The organism is Paraburkholderia sp. (assembly GCF_024281035.1).
In the GTDB taxonomy this organism is placed as follows: Bacteria; Pseudomonadota; Gammaproteobacteria; order Burkholderiales; family Burkholderiaceae; genus Paraburkholderia.
This window is the reverse complement of record NZ_JAMXLH010000058.1, coordinates 87,293-107,742: the sequence shown is the minus strand read 5'-3', so window position 1 is coordinate 107,742 and position 20,450 is coordinate 87,293. Positions and strand designations below refer to the sequence as shown.

The following is a 20,450-nucleotide window of genomic DNA, read 5'->3' as shown; positions in this document are numbered from 1 at the left end:
CTGTCTCATCAGGCAGCAGCGAGTGGAGGAGACACCATCTTGCGCGTGCTCAGACATCTTTATGCCCAGGTCCTGATCGGACTTGCGGCCGGTATCTTCGTTGGTTATTTCTGGCCGCACTTCGGCGTGGAAATGAAACCATTGGGCGACACGTTCATTCGCCTGATCAAAATGCTCATTACGCTGGTGATTTTCTGCACCGTGTCGCTGGGAATCGCACGGATGGAAAGTCTCAAGCATGTCGGGCGCGTGGGCGTCAAAACGCTCGTCTATTTCGAAGCCGTGACGACGCTCGCGCTCGTGATCGGTCTGGTCGTGGCGAACGTGCTGCGTCCGGGCGACGGGCTCAATATCGATCCGGCCACGCTCGATACGCAGGCCGTCAGCCACTACGTGAGCGAAGCGCATGTGGCGGCGTCGCAAAGTTTCCTTGAAGAAATCGTGCCGAACTCGGTGGTCGGTGCGTTCGCGCACGGCAACCTGCTGCAGGTGCTGCTGTTTTCGGTGTTGTTCGGCGTGGCCTTGTCGATCATGTCTCGCCGCAGCCGCTTCCTGTCGCGCGTCATCGAGCAGAGCGGCGAGGCGCTCATGCGCATCGTCGAGATGATCATGCGGCTTGCGCCGCTCGGTGCATTCGGTGCGATGGCGTTCACGGTCGGCAAGTACGGCATCGGCACACTGCAGCAACTCGGCTTGCTGATCGTGTGTTTCTACCTCACCAGCATCCTGTTCATCGTCCTCGTGCTCGGCACGATCAGCCGCTGGGCCGGTGTCGGCCTGTGGCCGCTGCTCAGATATCTGCGCGAGGAGCTGCTTATCGTGCTCGGCACGTCGACCACGGAATCGGTGCTGCCGCGCCTGATGGACAAGCTCGAACGCCTCGGCTGCCCGAAGCCCGTCGTCGGTCTCGTGCTGCCGACCGGCTATTCGTTCAATCTCGACGGCGCGGCCATCTATCTCACGATGACTTCGCTCTTCATCGCGCAGGCCACGAATACGCATCTGTCTTTGCTGCAACAACTCGGCCTGCTCGCGGTTCTCCTGCTCACATCGAAGGGCGGCGCGGGCGTAGCGGGCGCGGCGCTGGTCGCACTCACGGCCACGCTCTCCACGCACAACATCATTCCTGTTGCGGGCATCACGCTGATTATCGGCATCGACCGCGTGCTCAACGAGGTTCGCGCGATCGTGAACATGATCGGCAATGCCGTGGCGACGATCGTCGTCGCACGCTGGGAAGGTGCGTTCGACGCCGAGGCGGCGCGCAAGGTGCTGGCCGCGCCGCGCGATCGTCGTGCCGTGAACGATGCGATGTCCGAACCGGTCGATAGCGTCGATGCAAGAACGCCGCCCGCTTACGCACAGGAACGCCCGAATTGAAAACCGCCCGCAAGAAGATCGTCATCAGCGAGTTCATGGACGCGGCGGCAGTGGATTCCCTGCGGCGTCATTTCGACGTGCACGCGCACGCGTCGCTCGTCGATGAACCCGACCGGCTGCACGAACTGCTGGCCGATGCCGACGCGCTGATCGTGCGCAACCGCACGCAGGTCACCGCTGCGTTGCTGGACGGCGCGCCGCGTTTGTCGGTGGTCGGGCGGCTCGGTGTCGGGCTGGACAATATCGCGCTCGGCGCATGCAGGGATCGCGGCGTGCAGGTGTTTCCGGCAACGGGCGCAAACGCGGCGGCCGTGGCCGAGTATGTGATTGCCACGTCGCTGATGTTGCTGCGCGGCGCCTATCTGTCGAGTGCGGCTGTCGCGCAGGGGCAGTGGCCGCGCACGGCGCTCTCGAACGGGCGCGAGGCGGCGGGCGGCACGATGGCCGTGATCGGCTTCGGCGGCATCGGGCGGCTCGTCGCGCAGCGCGCGCACGGCATCGGCATGCAGATCGTGGGCTACGATCCGCAGATTCCCGCGGATGCGGACTGCTGGCAGGAGACGGGTGCACGGGGCATGTCGTTCGACGACGCGCTGCGCGCGGCGGACGTCATGACCGTTCACGTGCCGCTCGTCGAGAGCACGCGCAATCTGCTGGGCCCGGCGCAACTGAAGCTGCTCAAACCGCACGCCGTCGTGATCAATACGTCACGAGGCGGCGTGATCGACGAAAGCGCACTGGCCGATGCGCTGAAACAGGGCCGCGTTGGCGGCGCCGCGCTCGATGTGTTCGCCGACGAACCGCTCAAAGCGGGTTCGCCGCTTGCGGGCGTGCCGAACCTGATTCTCACGCCGCATATAGCGGGCTTGACCGTGCAATCGAACGAACGCGTCAGCACGCTGGTCGCGTCGCGCGTGATGGATGCGCTGCTCGCGGGCGAGCATGACTCAACGACAACGAGGCAACTTTGACATGACGCGGATTTCGTCCGGCGATCTTTACGATCTCGCCACACGCACGATGCTGGCCGCGGGCGCCACGTCGCACACGGCGGCGGCGACTGCGCGCGCACTCGTCTATGCCGACGAACGCGGCTTGTCTTCGCACGGTGTCGCGCGCTTGCCGATGTATATCGCGCAGTTGCGCAACGGCCGTGTCGATGCGAAGGCCAAACCGGTGATCGTCGAGTCGCGCAACGCGGCCGTCCTGATCGATGCGGGAGACGGCATGGCGTATCCCGCCTGCGAACTCGCCATCGAGACGCTCGTGAAGCGCGCGCGCGAACACGGCAGCGCGGTCGTCAGCGTGAAGCGCAGCCATCACCTCGGCGCGGGCGCCTGGCATCTGGAGCCGGTTGGTGCGGCCGCAATGGTGGGGCTCGCGTTCAGCAATACGCCCGCTGCGATGCCAGCGTGGGGTGGCCGGCATCCCGTCTTCGGCACCAATCCTGTGGCGGCCGTGTTTCCGCGCCGCGACGGCAAGCCGCTGATGATCGACCTGTCGTTGTCGAACGTCGCGCGCGGCAAGATCATGGTGGCGGCTCGTGAAGGCAAGCCGATTCCCGAGGGGTGGGCGACATCGCGCGACGGCAGGCCGACGACCGATGCGAAGGCCGCGCTCGAAGGCATGATGCTGCCGTTTGGCGGGGCTAAAGGGGCGATGCTCGCACTGATGGTCGAATTGCTGGCGGCGGCGCTGGCCGGAGCGAACTTCGGCTACGAGGCTGGTTCGTTCCTGACCGAAGAGGGCGAAAAGTCGCGCGTGGGCCACCTGTTCTGGGCGATCGATCCGGGTGCGTTAGCGGGTAACGCCGTCTATCTTTCGCGGGTCGAGGCGTTGATCGAAGCGATGCTGCAGGACGCCGACGTGCGATTGCCTGGACAGCGGCGGCTCGATCTCGCGGATGCTGCGGCGCGCGACGGCATAGACATTCCAGACGCCTTGCTCAATCAGTTGCGAGCGCTGGCGGGATGACCGCGTTCGGCGCACGCCGGTTGCGTTACACCGCGGCAAAGTAGCTTTTGATCGCGTCTGTGAACGCCGTGCGGCTGTGCCTGACGCGTTCGAGCAGCCCAACGTGGCGCCGCACGTCGACGCCATCGAGGGGCATGACGCTGATCGCGCGATCGTTATCGAAATCGACGTTCGCGAGTTTGGGCACAATCGAAATGCCAAAACCCTGACGCACGAGCGCGATGATTGCCTCGACGGAGTTCAGTTCCATGGCCTCGTTGACTTCGATCTTGCATTGATCGAGCACGTTCTGCACGAGATGACCGGTCCACGTGCTGCGGTCGAAGCGCATGAAGGGCGCATCGCGGAGTATTTCATCCTGTACCGGCGGTAAATCGAAGTGGGGGGCGGTGGGCATGATGAGGATCATCGGCTCTGAATAGAGCGGCGTCCAAAGGAGCGTGGACGACAACGGGTGCGGCGATTGCGTGACGACCGCCGCATCGAGTTCGCCGACTTCGACCTGGCGCGCGAAATCGCTGGACAGGCCCGCAAGCAGACGTACATCGAGGCGGGGATGCTGGCGGCGTATCGACCATAAGGCATCCGCGAATGAACCCATCAGCGCGGAAACGAGTGCGCCTGTCACGACCGTTCCGGACATTTCGCCGCCGCCGACGGCGTTTTCCAGAAGCTCATACCGGCGAACGATTTCTTCGATCTCCGGAATGAGCGCGCGGCCAACCGGATTGAGTACGGCGGCTCTGGCGTTGCGGTCAAAAAGCTGAACGTTGAGGTCGCATTCGAGCGAGCGGATCTGAAGGCCGATGGCGGCAGCGGTGAGGCCGACCTTGTTGCCGGCGGCGGCAAAGGTTCCGCTTTGAGCGACGCAGAGAAATATTTTGAGGGTGCGAATGGACGGCATTGCTCGCGTTTGCGGAGAAGGCATGATCGATTCGATACCCGAAATGATACGCAACTTAAAGTTTTTCCTGGTGTCAGGAAAACCATTATTGGGTTTATCTTTATCAAGCCGCACGCGAAAATGGACGCGGCAGTGCGGCCGAAATTCAGGGACAGCGCAACAGGCGTGCCGCGCGACCGCTCCACAACGCCGAAAGTCGCACCGAGGCCCTTCCCAATGACAGCCTGGTTGAATGCGCAAATCGCTGCTTGTGCGATTGGAATGGGTGTCAGTTCGATCGCAGTGGCGGGAGGCGTCGTGGCGATTGCGTATCTGGTGTACGGACTGACGGGTTTCGGTTCGTCCATCGTTGCCATCCCGTTGCTGACACAACTGGTCCCTTTGCGCACGGCGACACCGGTGATGCTGGTGCTGGACCTCGTAGCCGGAATGCTCGTTGGCATGCGCAACCTTAAGTCTGTTCAGATGCGGGAATTGACACGGCTCGGGCCATGGTTGTGCATTGGCCTACTGCTGGGCGTCAGTGTGCTGGTTTCCGTACCGGAGAAACCGCTCGAACTCCTTCTGGGCGTGTGCCTGCTGACCTACTCGCTCTGGAGGGTCAGTTCCCGGGGCGAATTTCGCGAGATCGGCGGGCGCTGGGCGCTCCCGTTGGGTTTTTTTGGCGGATGCCTGACTGCAGTGTTCGGCACCGGCGGCCCCGTCTATACAATTTATCTGGCCGGCCGATTGCGCGATCCCGACCAGAGACGCGCCACGATCAGCACGCTGCTTACCGCAACGGCTGTCGCCCGGCTCATTCTCTTCACCGCTTCCGGGCTCTATAAAAACCCCGCTGTCCTGCCGCTCGCCAGCTTTATGTTGCCTTGTGGCGCGATGGGGTTGTTCGTGGGGGCGAGGTTACGCAGCGTCATTTCGGCGCCGCGTGTCCTGACGCTCCTCTGGAGCGTACTCATCGCCGCGGCGGCTAACTTGATCATTCGTTCAGTGCCTGTTTTGTTCGGTTAGGCTATCTCGTCGCAAAGCCTGCTGGAGCCGCTTACTCACCGAAGTCGCACGCACGCGATGCGGGGTGAGAATAGGGAGACACCATGTTGCGTTGCCTTTGCAAGCACATTTATGTTCAGGTCCTGATTGCCATCCTGATCGGGGTCGCCGCCGGTCACTTTTTTCCGGCGTTCGCCCAATCACTGAAGCCGCTATCCGACGTGTTCATCCGGCTGATCAAGATGATTACGCCGCCGTTGATCTTCACCACGATCGTATGCGGCGCCTCGCAGATCGGCGAAATGCGTACGTTGGGCCGCATCGCGGGCAAGACCATCATCTATTTCGAGGTGGTGACCACGCTGGCCTTGCTCATCGGAATGTTGATGGTGAACCTGATCGGGCCGGGTGTCGGGATGAATATCCAGCCAGGCAACGTCGACGTTCATGTGCTGGCGCAATATCAGTCGGATATCCATCACGGCGGCGGCCTCACGGCGTTTCTTCTCAACATCATTCCTTCGAGCTTCCTGAGTCCCTTCGCCTCGGGCGACATGCTTCAGATCGTTGTCATTGCCTGCCTGTTCGCGGTGGGATTGTCCTATGTCGGCGAGAAGGGGCAGCCGGCCCTGACGTTCTTCGAGTCGGTGTCGGAAGTGCTGTTCAAGATTGTCGGTTTCATCATGAAGCTCGCGCCACTCGGCGCATTGGGGGCGATGGGCTTCGCGGTCGGAAAATATGGGCTGTCCGCGTTGAATTCGCTCGGCATGCTGCTCGTGACGATCTACGCGGCGACGATCTTTTTTCTCGTCGTCGTGCTGGGAACCATTTGCCGCATGAGCGGTTTTAGCCTGCTTCGATTACTCAATCATTTGAAGGGGGAAATTCTTCTCGTCCTCGCCACGACGTCGTCAGAATCCGTATTCCCACAATTGATCCGCAAGCTCGAAAGGATGGGGTGTCCGAAGCAGGTTGTCGGCATCGTGATGCCGATGGGCTACTCCTTCAATCTCGACGGCACCTGTGTCGCTCAGGTCATCTGTGCGATGTTCATCGCCCAGGCCTACAACGTGCCGCTGTCCTGGGGAGACCAGATCGCGCTGATGGTGCTGTCGATGATCAGCTCGAAAGGCGCGGCCGGTGTGTCGGGCGCCGGATTCGTCACGCTGCTTGCCACGCTCACGGCGTTCAAACATATCCCAATTGAAGGCGCGGCGCTCATTCTCGGCGTGGACCGGTTCATTTCCGAAGTGCGGGCCGTCACGAACATGATCGGGAATGCGGTTGCCACGCTCGTTGTCTCGGGGCTCGAAAAAGAGCGCGACAACGCTCAGATGGCCACCGTACTAAAGCTTGAGCGGGTGCGCACCGAGACATAGGAAAACTTTACCTGAACGCCAGAATTATTCGATTTTTCCTGTTGAAGAATTGCTGAACAATCGATGTATCAACCTGTTCAATCGTACTGTTTCAGCAGCTATTCGAGAGGCCATGTGGATACCGAAAAACTTCGAGTAAAAGTCTGGAGAAGCGCTACCGAGGGGCTCACGACCTATGACGTACCGCGTTACGCGAGTCAGACGGTGTTGGACGTCGTGACTTTCATTCAGCGGCAACTCCAGCCCGACCTTGCATACCGGTTCGCGTGCCGCGTGGGCATGTGCGGATCCTGTGCGATGAACGTCAACGGCAAGGCGCGCTGGACGTGTCGCACGCACGTATCGAAAGTCGCGCTGAACAACGAGCTGGAAATTGCCCCGCTGTCGAACCTCCCGGTCATCAAGGATCTCGTGACCGACATGAGCCCGTTCTTCGACAAGTGGAGCCAGGCAAAGGGGCAGTTCTCGGGAAGCCGTACACGTCAGGATGACTTCGCCAGGGTGAGTCCCGATAGCGTCCAACGCAAGGCGGTCGACGCGGGGATCGAGTGTATCGGTTGCGGCGTGTGTTATTCCTCATGCGACGTGGTGACCTGGCGCCCCGACTATCTGGGTCCCGCCGCGCTGAACCGCGCATGGACGCTCGTCAACGACGAACGCGACACGCAAACGCTCGAACGCCTGCGGGCGGTCGCGGGCGATGCGGGTTGTCACTCGTGCCACACCCAGGGGGCGTGTGCCGAACGTTGTCCCAAGCATCTTTCGCCGACGGCAGGTATTGCCGGCCTCAAGCGGATGACGATAAAAGCCGCGCGCGAAGGAGGCCTGTAATGCAAGCCATGTCTCTTCGCACTCAGGCTCGTCTCTGGTACTGGCAGCGCGTGAGCGCGACTGTGCTCGCGCTCTGCGTGTTCGTTCATCTGGGCGTCATTATCTACGCGGTCCATAGCGGCTTGAGCGCATCGGCCATTCTCGGCCGCACGCGCGGCAATCTGCCGTTTGGCGCCTTTTATGCCGTCTTCGTGATTGCGTGCGCGATACATGTGCCTGTTGGGCTACTCAGAATCGCGGAGGAATGGTTGCACTGGCGGGGAAGGTCCGCGCATGCCGTTTTCCTGGCTTTTTCCGCCGCCCTCGCACTGATGGGCCTGCGGGCTGTCTATGGAGTCTTCTCGTGATGCGAAAGAACGACTATCGCGCCCGTACTCATCCTGCCTGGTGGGCCTTTCTTGTGCATCGTCTTTCCGGTCTCGCACTGGCTTTGTTTCTGCCGGTTCACTTCTGGGCGCTCGGGCGCGCCATTCACGGAGAGGCTTCTCTCGATGGCTTTCTACGTTTGACCGACCAACCGCTTTTCCGGTTTGCCGAATGGGGACTCGTGGTGCTGCTCTCGCTTCACATGATGGGGGGCATTCGTCTTTTGCTGATCGAATTCCTCCCGTGGACGGGCTTGAGAAAAAACTGGCTCGCCTTCGGTTTGGGGGCGAGCACGTGCACGGGCCTCGCGTTCCTGCTGGCGCTCATCCATTAGGACCGCACCTTGGGAATTCAGGCTACGCCATAAACTCACAATCTGTTTTGCCATTCGGAAAGAGACGGCCATGAAACTAGACCTTGACGTCGTCGAGGAAGCCTCGAAAGAGCTGTATATTCGCGCCCTCAAGTTGCTTCCGCCCGACGTGAAAGACGGCATTGAAAGACTTTCGGCTACCGAAACGTCACCGGTAGCGCAGCGGGTCCTGGAGACGATGCGGACCAATATTCGCGTGGCGGAAAATACGGAAAACCTGCTTTGCCAGGATACGGGCATCCCCATTTACAACGTTGTGCTTGGCCGGAATGTCGAGTTCGACGGATTTGCGTTGAAGGCCGCCATCCGCAAAGGGTGTGAGCGCGCCACGAGGGAGCACCCGCTGCGTTCGTCTGTCGTGCATCCGCTTACACGCAAGAACAACCACACGTCGTGCGGCATCGAGGTTCCGGTTATTCACGTCGACTTCACCGACGAAAACGAGACCGCGACCATCGAGATGGTGCCGAAAGGAAGCGGCTCGGAGAACAATTCATTTCTGAAGATGGCCGTTCCGGCCGAGGGCATTGATGCGATCAAGATGTTTGTCGTCGATTGCGTTATCTCCGCCGGCGGCAAGACTTGTCCGCCGACTATCGTGGGCGTCGGCCTTGGCGGCACGTCCGATCTGTCGATTGCGCTGGCCAAGCGTGCCGCTACGCGCGCGCTTGGCACCACCTGCACGGACGCTGCGGGCGCCGACCTCGAACGCGAACTCACTGAGGCGGTGAATCGCCTCGGCGTCGGACCGCAAGGGTTAGGCGGAGATAGCACGGCGTTTGCGGTGCATATCGAACTGGCGTCGACGCACATCACGATGAATCCCATCGCGGTCAACATGCAATGTCATTCCGCGCGACGTGCGAAGGCTCGGCTTACCACAGACGGTCTCACTTACGGATTCTGAAATGGCTCACTATGACCTTTTCACACCTGTCGACGAGTCGCAGATCCGCAAGCTGCGGGTGAACGATACGGTGACATTGCATCAAACGCTTTTCGGTATCCGCGATGCGACGCAGATTCATCTGTTCGACAAGGGGCGCACGACGGAATTCGACCTTCGGGGGCACGCGGTCATTCACACGGCGCCCAACGTGCGCAAGGTCGCGCCGAGCGACGAATTCCCGGCGGGATATCAACCGGTCTGCATTGGCACAACCACATCGGACCGCATGGAGCGCTTCACGCGGCCGCTGATGGAACAGTATGGCGTGCGCATGATCGTTGGAAAGGGCGGCTTGCGCGAAGCATCGAAGGCGGCGTTTCAGGATCTGGGCGGCGCATATCTGGCGATCATCGGCGGAACGGCTGCGCTCGAAACGACCTGGATCGAGAAAATCGAAGCCGTCGATCTCGACGACCTCAATCCCGAGTCGCTATGGAAATTCAGGATCAAGGGCTTCGGTCCGCTGCTAGTGGCTATGGACAGTTGCGGTGGCAGCCTGTACGACGAAGTCAAGAGCGACACAGCCTCGCGGCGCGACGATGTTCTGAAAAGTATGGGAGTGCAAACAAGATGAATATTGGGCGCGTCAAGACGGATATCCTGATTCTCGGATCGGGTGGCGCCGGTCTGTTTGCCGCGCTTCACGCGCACAAGCAGGCGCCGGATCTTTCGATCACCGTTGCAGTGAAAGGGCTGCTGGGGAAATGTGGCTGCACGCGCATGGTACAGGGCGGCTATAACGTCGCGCTGGCTCCCGGCGATTCGGTCGAACGTCACTTCATGGACACGATTGAAGGAAGTAAATGGCTGTCCAACCAGGATCTCGCGTGGGCGCTCGTGAGTACGGCCGTCGAGCGCGTACGCGAGCTTGAAAACGAGCTTGGCTGTTTTTTTGACCGTAATCCGGACGGATCGATTCATCAGAAAGCGTTCGCGGGCCAGACGTTCGACCGGACGGTCCACAAGGGCGACCTGACCGGAATCGAGATTATCAACCGGTTAGCCGAGCAGGTGTGGAGTCGCGGTATTCATCGCCTGGAAGAGCACAGGGCGATCGAGCTGATCAAGACAGCCGATGGCAAGCATATTGCGGGCGTCTTGATGATCGATATGCGGACGGGCAAGTTCGTGTTCGTGCAGGCGAGGGCGGTGCTGCTAGCGACGGGCGGCGGCCCGACGATGTACAAGTTTCATACGCCGTCCGGGGATAAAAGCTGCGACGGACTCGCGATGGCGCTGCGCGCGGGACTCACGCTTCGCGATATGGAAATGGTGCAGTTTCACCCCACGGGGCTGCTTGCCGGCAGTCACACACGCATGACCGGCACCGTGCTCGAAGAAGGGCTGCGTGGTGCGGGCGGGCATCTATTGAATGGCTCGAAAGAGCGGTTCATGGACAAATACGACAAGCGCGGCGAGCGCGCAACGCGCGATATCGTTTCGCGCGGCATTTATTCCGAAATGCGCGCGGGGCGAACCTCGCCCAATGGCGGCGTTTACATCCAGATGGGCCACCTCGGTCCCGACAAGGTCAGAAAGCAGTTCAAGGGCATGGTGGAACGTTGCGCGGACTGCGGGTTCGATCTCGCGGGCGGGCTCGTCGAAGTGGTGCCGACCGCGCACTACATGATGGGCGGTGTCGTGTTTCGCACCGACTGCAGCACCGAACTGGATGGCCTCTTCGCCGCAGGCGAAGATACGGGTGGCGTGCACGGCGCGAATCGTCTGGGTGGCAACGGCGTGGCGAATTCCACGGTATTCGGCGGAATTGCCGGCGACAACATGGCGAGGTGGGTGAAAGCGGAAGGCCAGTTTCGAGAACCCGATTCGTTTGCCATCGAAGGCGCAATCGAGGTTGCAGAATCACCGTTTTCAAAAAGCGGAAAAGACCTCGAAGAGATTCGGGAGTCGCTCTACAAATGCATGTGGACGCATGTCGGCATCATTCGCGACCACGATGGACTCTTGCGGGCGCGGAACGTCCTGGGAGAACTCAACGATCGCCTGATGTTGACGGGTGTCGTGGATGGCGCGCGCGCATTCAACGCACAGTGGCACGACTGGCTCAACTTGAAAAACCTGATTTCGGTTAGCCAGATCATCACCGAGGCGGCAATATCCCGCGAGAATTCGCGGGGAGCCCATTTCCGCGAGGATTTTCCCGAGGCCGGCGATCTGGAGAGGTCGGCTTATACGACGATTCGCAAAAGTGAAGGAGAAGTTCAGATCAAACAGGAGCCGGTAACGTTTAGCCGGGTACGGCCGGGCGAGACGATTCTTTGCGAGTAGATCGCTAAATGAGGGATGCCGCATTGCACGCGCATTTCCGAAAACTGCATTTCTGCCGAGCTGGAATTTCGCCCGTGCCGATCCACATTATTTTAAACGGAGACAATGCAATGCCCTCCCATATCATTCGCACGCTCAGACGCGGGCTCGTGCTCGCTGCCGCACTTTCCGCTGTTTTTCAGGCGCAGTCGGTCGCTCATGCAGAAGACGCCTGGCCTTCTCAGCCGATCCGGATCATCGTACCTTTTACAGCGGGCGGTTCGACTGATGTGCTGGCACGCACGATTGGCCAGGGATTGGGGACGCTATGGAAGCAGTCCGTGGTGATCGACAATCGGCCCGGTGCGGGCGGCATGATCGGCGCCGAGGTCGAGGCGAAGTCCGCGCCGGACGGTTACACGTTGATGCTGGCATCGGGGAGCATGTTCACCGTCAACCAGTACATTTATAAAAAACTTCCGTACACGGCCAAGGACTTCACCTATATCACCACGGTTGCGAGCAACCCGATGGTTGTCGCGGTGGCGCCGACTCTGCCGATTTCGAATGTGAAAGAGCTGATCGCATACGGGAAAACGCAACATCCAAAGCTGAATTTTGGTTCCGCCGGCATCGGGAGTCAGGTCCACATGGCCGATGCAGCCTTCGCGGGTGCAGCGGGCATTCCCATGGTTCACGTGCCCTATAAGGGCGAGGTGCTTGCACTGAACGATTTGATGGCGGACCGCGTACAGGTTGTATTGCCCAACATCGCGGCAGCGCTGCCGTTCATGAAGGGCAAAACGATCAAGGTGCTTGCCGTGACCGGTGACCATCGCTCAAGCGCATGGCCCGATATTCCGACCGTGGAGGAAGCCGGGCTGCCCGGATTCAATGTAACGGGCTGGTTCGCACTCGTGGCGCCGGCTGGCACGCCTGCGAACGTCATCCAGAAGATTCAGCAAGACACCGTGAAGGTTCTCGCCCAGCCCGATACTCGCCAGCGCCTCGCCGTGCTGGGTATGGATGCAGTGGGCGACACGCCTCAACAACTTGAGAGCAGGATTGCCACTGAATCGGCGAAATGGCAAAAAGTTGTGAACACAAGCCATATCAGCGCGAATTGAAATGCAGCGCCGGTGCGAGGCCGGCGGCTGGGCCGATATGAAAGAAATGCCAGCCTGATCTGATCGTTCTTAAAGCCCGCCCGGTTCACAATATCGCGGCGGGCTTTTCAATTCATCGTCTGATCTTCAACGCCGCATCACTCTCGCGGCAGCCCAACCGAAGTTAGCACGCGATCGAGCGTCGATTCGAGCGTCGATCAACAGCGGTCTTCAGATCGCTGACGTCGTCGTGCAACTCGAGGATCCACCGTGCTGCAGCGGTGATCTGGCGTTGAATTCGTTGGAAGATATCGGAGGAAGTGCGAACGGGCGAGGACGGGGTATTCACGAGCAACCGGGTTATCAGTTAGGTAATAACCCGAATTGTACGCGCGTTGCGGCGATCAGGTAATCGAACGGTGCCGGATATGGCCTGCATGCAACAGATTATTGGACGGTTATGCGCCAGATGCATCGACGCGCATGAGCATGGCTACATGCGCGTCGTTTTGAGCTTCTCACGTCCGTAGTGCTTGAGAAAATTGGGGCGCGTTGAGTCCTCTATTGCGTATCCGTTCAATCGCTGCTTGTCCGCGGCATTTCGACGCGTGATCCGCCCTCGTGCATGCGTTCCGTTTTGTTCGCGCGACGGCGGTTTCGTTGTGCGGACAGCGTGACGAATATCAGAAGCAATAGCGATGCGATGAGAAATCCGCAACTGATGGGGTGACTGATAAAAATCGATATATTCCCGTGCGAAATGAGCAGTGCGCGGCGAAAGTTTTCTTCGATCATCGGCCCGAGGACGAACCCGAGCAGGATGGGCGCGACCGAGAAACCAAGGTAATTGAAGACGGTACCGAGGAGACCAAACGCGAGCACCTGCCACACTTCGAAAAGGCTGTTCTGGGTGCTGAACACGCCGACCGCAATAAAGAACATCGCGGAAGGAAAGAGATAGCGGTACGGCAGCCTTAGCAATTTGATCCACACGCCTATCATCGGCACATTCAGCAGAACGAGCAGAATATTCCCGATCCAGAAACTCGCAATGAGTCCCCAGAAGATATCGGGGTGCTCAGAGATCAACTGTGGGCCGGGTGTAATGCCCTGAATAATGAGCGCGCCCAGAATTAACGCCATGACGGGGTCGCCTGGGATGCCGAGGCTCATCGTCGGGATGAAGTCGACTTGCGTTTTCGAGTGCGATGACGCTTCGGGCGCCGCGACGCCGGCAATCACCCCCGTTCCGAATGCCTGCGGATTTCTGGAGAGCTTGCGCTCAAGCGCGTAGGCCACGAAGGTCGTGATCGTCGGGCCGGTTCCCGGCATGGCGCCGAACAGCGCACCCACGGCCGTGCCGCGCGTCATTGGCCAGAATGTGGCTTTGAGTTCTTCGCGCGTCGGGCGCATATCCTTGAAGCGCACGTTGAGCGACTTGTTTGATACCTGCATTCTGTTGACGTTGCAAAGAAAGTCGGCGACGCCAAAAAGCCCCATGGCGATAGCGACCAGTTCCAGTCCGTCGTTCATGTCGGTCAGGCCGAACGTGAAGCGAAACGTGCCCGTATTGACGTCGGTGCCAACCATGCCGCAAAGCAGGCCGAAAAGCGTCATGGCAATGCCTTTCAGCGCGGAGCCTCTCGACATCGTCGAGCCCGCGAGAAGACCCAGCAACATGACCGAGAAAATTTCCGGCGGGCCGAATTTGAATGCCATCGCCGTGAGCAATGGCGAAGCGAAAATCATCAGGACGATGCCGAACGATGCCGCGAAGAACGAACTCAACATCGTGATGCCGAGTGCCGCGCCGCCTCGGCCTGCCTTCGCCATGGGATACCCGTCGAGGCAGGTAATCGCATGGGGAGGGTGAGAGGGAAGGTTGAGCAGAATCGCGCCGATCGCACCACCGTATTGCGATCCGTAGAAAATGCCGGCGAGCATCAGAATTGCCGGGACAGGGTGCATGACATAGGTGAGCGGCAGCAGGATGGATATCGCCGAAAGCGCCCCCATGCCCGGCAACACGCCAACCATGTTGCCCACGAGGACACCGAAAAACGACCACATCAAGTTGGTGCCTTGAAGCGCAACTGAGAAGCCGTAAAAGAGGTCGTGCAAGGATTGTTGGATCATGTTGCTCTCTATCCCCAGGCAAACGGCGCCAACTGAAGTTTTAGCGCCCATGAGAAAACGACGAGGGCGATCGCGCACATGACGATCGACAACGCGGCTGCGCGAAACAGGGTGTTGGTTCGGTCACCGAGCGCGGAAATGAACACGATCGCGAACGTAGCGGGAATCAGGCCGCCATATTTGCCGAGAAGGATGAAGGCCAGCGTGCCCGCGATAATGCACACGGCGCCACGCAGGTCAGGCAGGCGCGAATGCGCGTCCGTTGTGCTGAGAGCAGGCGCGGGCAGATCTTTCGCCGACATGGCAATCAAAATGCCGATAAAAGCCAGAAGCGTGCCGACAGCGACGGGAAAGAAACCCGCACCCATGTTCGTCAGGGTTCCAACGTCATAGGTCGTGCCGGCGTAGGCGGCGCTCAGGCCAATCACGACCATCAGTGCGCCAGAGTAGTAATCCTTGCTGAAAGCCAGTCTGCGGTTCAATGCACACCTCCGCCATCCGGGCAATCGATATCCGCAGTGCGGCCCGGCTTATGAAATCTGGAGATCGGGAGCCGACAGCGTTGCCCGGCCCGTGTGTGGTCGAGGAAAAACAGCAGTGCGTAACGCGTCCCGCTGTGTCTCCGGTGCGGACGCGGGGTCCGCAGAAAGCGTTGTCTGCCTGATACGGTCATACAACTCATATGTATGAGTTGCAATGTAGTGTGTTAGCCTTAAAAACACCATCAGGGAAAACATGGGTGTCAGCTCATTGTCGAGTGCGAGAAGAAGCGATCCTTTCGTTGACTTCAAGAAATACTGACTTTTCACCGCGATAGAGGGCGCGAATAATCCACTCGACACCAATGAAATGCGGGAATCAAAACGTCTTGAAGAGGAGATATCGCAATGTCGATTGCATGCCGCGGTGCTGACGCGCTGGTAAAGGCGTTGTCGAAGGCAGGGGTGAAACATATCTTCACCCTGTCGGGCAACCACATCATGCCGGTGTTCGACGCTTGCATTGGCGCGGGAATTGCGTTGTTCCATACGCGTCATGAGGCTGCGGCCGTGCATATGGCGGATGCCTACGCGCGGTTGACAGGGCAGGTCGGCGTGGCGTTGGTGACCGGCGGTCCCGGTCACGCGAACGCAGTTTCGGCCCTGTATACCGCTCAAATGGCTGAATCGCCCGTTCTGCTTCTATCGGGCCATAGTCCGCGCGATCAATTGGGCATGGGTGCGTTCCAGGAAATGCGTCAGGCGGATGTCGCCGCGCCATTGGTCAAGATGGCGGCCACGGCACAGCATCCCCATACCCTCGTTGATGAGGTCGTCCACGCGATGCGCGTCGCGCAGTCCGGGCGACCCGGGCCTGTACACCTGAGCCTTCCAACGGACGTATTGGAAGGCTCCGCTCACATGCCTGATGAAGTCAATGCCGAGAGCTTTTTACCGATGCGGCAAATGCTTGACGATACAACGCTCAGGCGCCTGGTCTCGAGCCTGGCCGACGCGTCGCGCCCGCTGATCCTCACGGGGCCGGCGTGCATGACCCGCGCGGGACGCAAACGAACAGATACGCTTGCGGCGGCACTTGGCGTTCCGGTCATTGGCATGGAGAGCCCGCGAGGCATCAACGATCCGAGCCTCGGCGCTTTCGCCGAAGTCCTCGCGCAGGCCGACCGCGTGATGCTGCTCGGCAAGCGGCTCGATTTCACGCTGGCATTCGGGAGAGCGCCCGCTTTCGCGCCCGGCTGCACTTTCCTGCAGATCGACCCGGAGCCGCAAGAAATCGCGCGGACGCGTCGCGCCGTGGGTGAGCGCCTGATCGGCACCGCTGTCGCAGACAGCTTCCCTGCGCTCGAAATGCTCGCAACCGCTTGCCGCAATGTGCACAGGTTCGATGAACGATGGGCGCGCGATGTGCAGAGAGCGATCGCATGGCGGCCCGAGCAATGGCGCACGGCGTCATCGTCGTTCGAAAAACGTGTTCATCCTGTGCAGGCGCTCGCGCCGTTCCAGGCGTTGCTCGACAGCCATCCCGATGCGGTTTTCGTCGCGGACGGCGGCGAATTCGGGCAGTGGGCGCAAGCCTGCCTGCGGGCGCCCAATCGCGTGATCAATGGCGTCGCAGGAGCGATCGGGGCCGCGCTTCCGTTCGCGCTGGCGGCTCGCGTAGCGCACCCTGATTCGCCTGTGGTCGCCGTGATGGGAGATGGGACGTTCGGATTTCATGCTGCGGAGATGGATACCGCGGTGCGCTACGGATTACCCTTCGTGGCCGTCGTTGGCAACGATGCGCGATGGAACGCCGAGTATCAGATCCAGTTGCGAAGTTATGGCCCAGAGCGGCTGATTGGCTGCGAACTGCTACCTGTACGCTATGATCGCGTGACGGAGGCTTTCGGTGGAACTGGTGCGTTTGTCGAACATGCAGACGACATGAAAGACGCGATCGAACAGGCGCAGGCCGCGCGGCGCTTGAAGCTGCCAGCATGCGTGAACATCATGATCGAAGGTATTCCTGCACCGTCTTTCAAACGCTCAGCGTCGTAACCGGCTTTCACGCCCGCACATTGCGCCGGCGAAGTCGGCGTTTCGTGCTGCGTGCAATGCGATGCCTACGTTAAGGGCTCGTATCAAGTGGCACGCCAGAACCGGACATTTCAAAAAAGCCGTAACACTCAAATTGACGATAAATTACATTATGTCCAATTACGCCCAGAGAAAGAGATTGGGCAACGAAAACGAAAGCCCTGGTTTACTTGAGGTTCCGCACCTGCTGGCAGCCTCGAAAGCCAGGCCCATTCGATAGCCGTTCTCGCCGCCCCCGTCAACGTCCGGAACTACGGCCCCGTTCGGATGCTTATGTACAACCTGCACAAACGCCCGTTCATGTGGACGGCGACCGCCGATTCCATCATCGAGAATATCGGGCTTCTATGCAAAGTTATTCCTGGGACAGAACACTGCCCACGCCGGGCCAGGGCAGCGCGCTCGCGCGTGCGCCCACTTTGCGCCCGACGATCTCGTAGATCGACACCTCGTCGCGCTCGAACGCAGTAGCCCAGTCGCGCAGATATTTGCACCAGGTTTGATACTTGCGATCGTCCACGAGTTTCCGCAATGCGACTTCCTTCGTGCGGAAGTTCGCCTCCCACAAGTGCAGCGTCCTCACGCAATGCCGCCGCAGGTTCTGGATGTTCGACACTTCGATCCCGCCTTCACGCATGGCGGTCAATGCGTAGCCGAGGTCCGGAAGGTCGTCGTCGGGAAAGAGATAACGCGCCAGGTACCCACCATTGTCCAGCCCGAAGCGCGAGTCGATGCCGCCCGGTGCCGTGGACACGATCCCGTGCGTCACTAGCACGCCGTCCGCCGCAAGGTGCTGCTGCAATACCGTGACGTAGTCCTGCAGATCGTTGCGGCCATCGCATTCGAACATACCGAGACTCGTGATCCGGTCGAAACGGCCTTCGACATCGGCATAGGTCTGCAAGCGGATTTCGACACGGTCGGCAAGGCCCGCCGCCGTCACGCACTCGTTGGCCCATTCGAGCTGATTCTTCGACATCGTAATGCCCACGCAACGTGCGCCGAATTTTTCAGCAGCCCGAATGACCAGCGCGCCCCACCCGCAGTCGACATCGAGCAGGCTGTGACCAGGCTGGAGTCCGATTTTCGCGAGTACGTGGTCGATTTTCCTGAGCTGCGCGGTAGCGAGGTCTTCTTCGCCGCTTTCGAACCATGCGCACGAATAGACCATTCTGGGGTCCAGCCACATGGCGTAGTATTCGTTCGGCACGCCGCCCAGATGCGTGTCACGCTCGGAAAGCACGTTCGCCGCAACCGATTTCAAGAAAGAGCCGATACCGCGTTTCGCTTTTCCCTGCGCCTTTTCCTTTTCAGGCATCTATCTCTCCGTTGCGGGCCATATGCGCGCGTTGTTCAACGCTTCCTTCAGCGCTTTGTGTCGGCGGGCTCGTCCGTTGTCGTGCCCGGCTGCTTGCCGGTCGGGGCGTAGCGCGTACTGCGCGGAACCCACACGCGCCGGAACTGTTCGCGCTCGCGCTCCTCTGTGAACACCGACAACGACGGCTTGACCAGGTCGTGCCGCGAAACGATACCGAGCAGGCGCCGGGTCTTTTCGTCGTCGACCACGGGAACGCGATCGAGGCCCGTAATGGCAAGACGCGCGGCCACATTCCGGCAGGTCTCGCCGGGCAGTGCGATCTCGGGCCGCGCCTGCGTGAACAACTCGCCGACGGGCGTATCGGCGTTCCCCGAAGGCGTGCTGTCAAGCAACGCCCGGTCGACCATGCCCACGAGCACGCCGTCGGCGACGACCGGAAACGCGCGGAACTTCTGCTGCGTGCCGAAATGGCTGCGCAGCACGTCGCCCACCGTCACGCGTGCGTCAATCGTCTGAACGCCTTTCGTCATCACCTCTTCGACGTAGTGACGCTCGAGCGGGTCGATACTGTATTCGCGGTAGATGTGATAGCCGTGGCGGGCAATTTTCTCGGTCAGGATCGAGCGGCGCATGAGCAGCACCGTAAAGCCGTACGCGACCGCAGCCGAGGCCAGCAACGGAAGCAAGGCGTTGACGTCGCCCGTCAATTCGAACGCAAACACTGCGGCCATGATCGGCGCGCGCATCATGCCGCCCAGCGCGGCCGCCATGAAGATGAGCGGCCACACCGCGGGCTCGCTGCCTGGCATGTACGGGCCGACAAGCGCACCCACGCCGGCGCCCATCATCAGCAACGGCGCCAGCACGCCGCCCGAGGTGCCCGAAGCCAGCGCAATCACCCAGATGATGGCCTTGACGACGACGATGCCGATAACTACCTGCATGGCGAGGTGATCGTGCAGGAGGTCGCCGATCACGTCGTAGCCGACGCCGAGCGTGCGCGGCTGAAAATACCCGCCTATGCCCACTGCGATAGCGCCCAGCGCGGGCCACCACATCCAGTGAACCGGCAGCTTGCCGAACAGGTCTTCGACCTTGTAGAGCCATGTGGAGAGGCCCCACGACAACGCACCCGCGATCAACCCCGCGATGCACGACGACACCATGCCGACCGTCCCGAGCGGCATGGTTTGCAGCGGAAATAACGGGCCACTGCCCAGTAGCAGCGGACGCGTGAACCCTGCCACGGCACAGGCAATGGCGACCGGCAACAGGCTGCGCGGCCGCAATTCGAACAGCAGCAGCTCGATGGCGAGCAGCACGGCGGCGACCGGCGTGCCGAACACGGCGGTCATGCCCGCTACCGCGCCCGCCACCAGCAGCGCCTTGCGTTCCGCACCCGAGAGATGAAAGAACTGCGCGATGAGCGAGCCGATCGCGCCGCCCGTCATGATGATTGGGCCTTCCGCTCCAAACGGGCCGCCGCTGCCAATCGCGATAGCAGAAGCAAGCGGCTTGAGCACGGCAACCTTCGGCGACATCCGGCTCTTGCCGAACAGAATGGCCTCGATGGCTTCGGGTATGCCGTGGCCGCGAATCTGTTCCGAGCCGAACCGGGCGATCAACCCCACGAGCAGACCACCTATCACGGGAGCCGCGACGACGAATACGCCAAGCGCGTTCTCCGCAGGAGAACGATTCGCCGTGGATAGCGTCTGGAAGAAAAAGAGGTTCGTGAAGAAGCGGATGAGGTGCAGGAGGAAGTCGGCCGCAACGGTGCTGAGCGCGCCGCCAGCGGCCGCGATGGCGCTAATGCGCAGTAGCCGGACATCGGTAGCGAAATCGCCCTTGTGATCGCTCATGATTCCTCTTGCCGGGCGAGAAGACGATGGCGCCCTTCCGC

Annotated in this window: 18 protein-coding genes; 13 read left to right on the top strand and 5 right to left on the bottom strand. The window is 60.5% G+C overall.

Going from position 1 to position 20,450, the window contains the following annotated elements; genetic code table 11:
• Positions 1-45: 45 nt before the first annotated feature.
• The 3 genes from dctA (Q0L30_RS20075) to Q0L30_RS20065 are packed head-to-tail and all read left to right on the top strand — an operon-like array spanning position 46 to position 3,354.
• Positions 46-1,380, top strand: coding sequence for a C4-dicarboxylate transporter DctA (dctA, locus tag Q0L30_RS20075; RefSeq protein ID WP_296660289.1), 1,335 nt, complete (start codon positions 46-48; stop codon positions 1,378-1,380).
• Complete coding sequence (locus tag Q0L30_RS20070) at positions 1,377-2,351, top strand: hydroxyacid dehydrogenase (RefSeq protein ID WP_296660259.1); 975 nt, start codon at positions 1,377-1,379, stop codon at positions 2,349-2,351. Before dctA (Q0L30_RS20075) ends, Q0L30_RS20070 begins: the two co-directional genes overlap by 4 nt.
• Before the next feature lies 1 nt (position 2,352).
• Positions 2,353-3,354, top strand: coding sequence for an Ldh family oxidoreductase (locus Q0L30_RS20065; RefSeq protein ID WP_296660256.1), 1,002 nt, complete (start codon positions 2,353-2,355; stop codon positions 3,352-3,354).
• 25 nt (positions 3,355-3,379) lie between these two features.
• Here the strand turns inward: Q0L30_RS20065 and Q0L30_RS20060 are convergent, their stop codons facing one another.
• Positions 3,380-4,498 (bottom strand): LysR family transcriptional regulator, encoded by a 1,119-nt coding sequence (locus Q0L30_RS20060; RefSeq protein WP_296660253.1) that lies wholly within the window; start codon positions 4,496-4,498, stop codon positions 3,380-3,382.
• Here Q0L30_RS20060 and Q0L30_RS20055 point away from each other — a divergent pair.
• The 9 genes from Q0L30_RS20055 (at position 4,475) to Q0L30_RS20015 (ending at position 12,538) form a co-directional block, all read left to right on the top strand.
• A complete protein-coding gene (locus Q0L30_RS20055; protein ID WP_296660249.1) occupies positions 4,475-5,266 on the top strand; it encodes a sulfite exporter TauE/SafE family protein in 792 nt (263 codons plus the stop codon). The genes Q0L30_RS20060 and Q0L30_RS20055 overlap by 24 nt on opposite strands.
• An 83-nt stretch (positions 5,267-5,349) precedes the next feature.
• Positions 5,350-6,624 carry a C4-dicarboxylate transporter DctA gene (dctA, locus tag Q0L30_RS20050; RefSeq protein WP_296660246.1) on the top strand — a complete coding sequence of 425 codons (1,275 nt, stop codon included), beginning with the start codon at positions 5,350-5,352 and terminating at the stop codon, positions 6,622-6,624.
• Positions 6,625-6,738: 114 nt separating this feature from the next.
• Positions 6,739-7,455: a succinate dehydrogenase/fumarate reductase iron-sulfur subunit gene (locus Q0L30_RS20045; RefSeq protein ID WP_296660243.1), complete on the top strand. Its 717-nt coding sequence runs from the start codon at positions 6,739-6,741 to the stop codon at positions 7,453-7,455.
• Complete coding sequence (locus Q0L30_RS20040; protein WP_296660241.1) at positions 7,455-7,802, top strand: succinate dehydrogenase; 348 nt, start codon at positions 7,455-7,457, stop codon at positions 7,800-7,802. The genes Q0L30_RS20045 and Q0L30_RS20040 overlap by 1 nt, the downstream gene beginning before the upstream one ends.
• Positions 7,802-8,155 (top strand): succinate dehydrogenase, cytochrome b556 subunit, encoded by a 354-nt coding sequence (gene sdhC / locus Q0L30_RS20035; protein WP_296660238.1) that lies wholly within the window; start codon positions 7,802-7,804, stop codon positions 8,153-8,155. The genes Q0L30_RS20040 and sdhC overlap by 1 nt, the downstream gene beginning before the upstream one ends.
• 70 nt (positions 8,156-8,225) lie before the next feature.
• On the top strand, positions 8,226-9,101 hold the full coding sequence (locus Q0L30_RS20030; RefSeq protein ID WP_296660235.1) for a fumarate hydratase: 876 nt from the start codon (positions 8,226-8,228) through the stop codon (positions 9,099-9,101).
• Position 9,102: 1 nt separating this feature from the next.
• Complete coding sequence (locus Q0L30_RS20025; RefSeq protein ID WP_296660232.1) at positions 9,103-9,717, top strand: fumarate hydratase C-terminal domain-containing protein; 615 nt, start codon at positions 9,103-9,105, stop codon at positions 9,715-9,717.
• Entirely contained in the window at positions 9,714-11,432 is a 1,719-nt protein-coding gene (locus Q0L30_RS20020; protein ID WP_296660287.1) for an FAD-binding protein, read from the top strand. Before Q0L30_RS20025 ends, Q0L30_RS20020 begins: the two co-directional genes overlap by 4 nt.
• Positions 11,433-11,506: 74 nt before the next feature.
• The gene (locus Q0L30_RS20015; RefSeq protein ID WP_296660228.1) at positions 11,507-12,538 is read left to right on the top strand and encodes a tripartite tricarboxylate transporter substrate binding protein; all 1,032 of its coding nucleotides are present in this window, start codon (positions 11,507-11,509) and stop codon (positions 12,536-12,538) included.
• 555 nt (positions 12,539-13,093) lie between these two features.
• On the opposite strand, the gene Q0L30_RS20010 is transcribed toward Q0L30_RS20015, so the two are convergent.
• Together Q0L30_RS20010 and Q0L30_RS20005 are read right to left on the bottom strand one after the other, a co-directional pair.
• Positions 13,094-14,653 (bottom strand): tripartite tricarboxylate transporter permease, encoded by a 1,560-nt coding sequence (locus Q0L30_RS20010; protein ID WP_296660226.1) that lies wholly within the window; start codon positions 14,651-14,653, stop codon positions 13,094-13,096.
• Positions 14,654-14,661: 8 nt separating this feature from the next.
• The gene (locus Q0L30_RS20005) at positions 14,662-15,087 is read right to left on the bottom strand and encodes a tripartite tricarboxylate transporter TctB family protein (RefSeq protein ID WP_296660286.1); all 426 of its coding nucleotides are present in this window, start codon (positions 15,085-15,087) and stop codon (positions 14,662-14,664) included.
• Positions 15,088-15,540: 453 nt separating this feature from the next.
• Between Q0L30_RS20005 and Q0L30_RS20000 the strand changes: the two genes are divergently transcribed.
• A complete protein-coding gene (locus Q0L30_RS20000; protein ID WP_296660222.1) occupies positions 15,541-17,190 on the top strand; it encodes a thiamine pyrophosphate-binding protein in 1,650 nt (549 codons plus the stop codon).
• Positions 17,191-17,584: 394 nt separating this feature from the next.
• Here Q0L30_RS20000 and Q0L30_RS19995 read toward each other — a convergent pair whose 3' ends face one another.
• Both Q0L30_RS19995 and Q0L30_RS19990 read right to left on the bottom strand, forming a co-directional pair.
• Positions 17,585-18,547 (bottom strand): cyclopropane-fatty-acyl-phospholipid synthase family protein, encoded by a 963-nt coding sequence (locus Q0L30_RS19995; RefSeq protein ID WP_296660220.1) that lies wholly within the window; start codon positions 18,545-18,547, stop codon positions 17,585-17,587.
• 47 nt (positions 18,548-18,594) lie between these two features.
• Complete coding sequence (locus tag Q0L30_RS19990) at positions 18,595-20,409, bottom strand: chloride channel protein (protein ID WP_296660217.1); 1,815 nt, start codon at positions 20,407-20,409, stop codon at positions 18,595-18,597.
• Positions 20,410-20,450 lie beyond the last annotated feature (41 nt).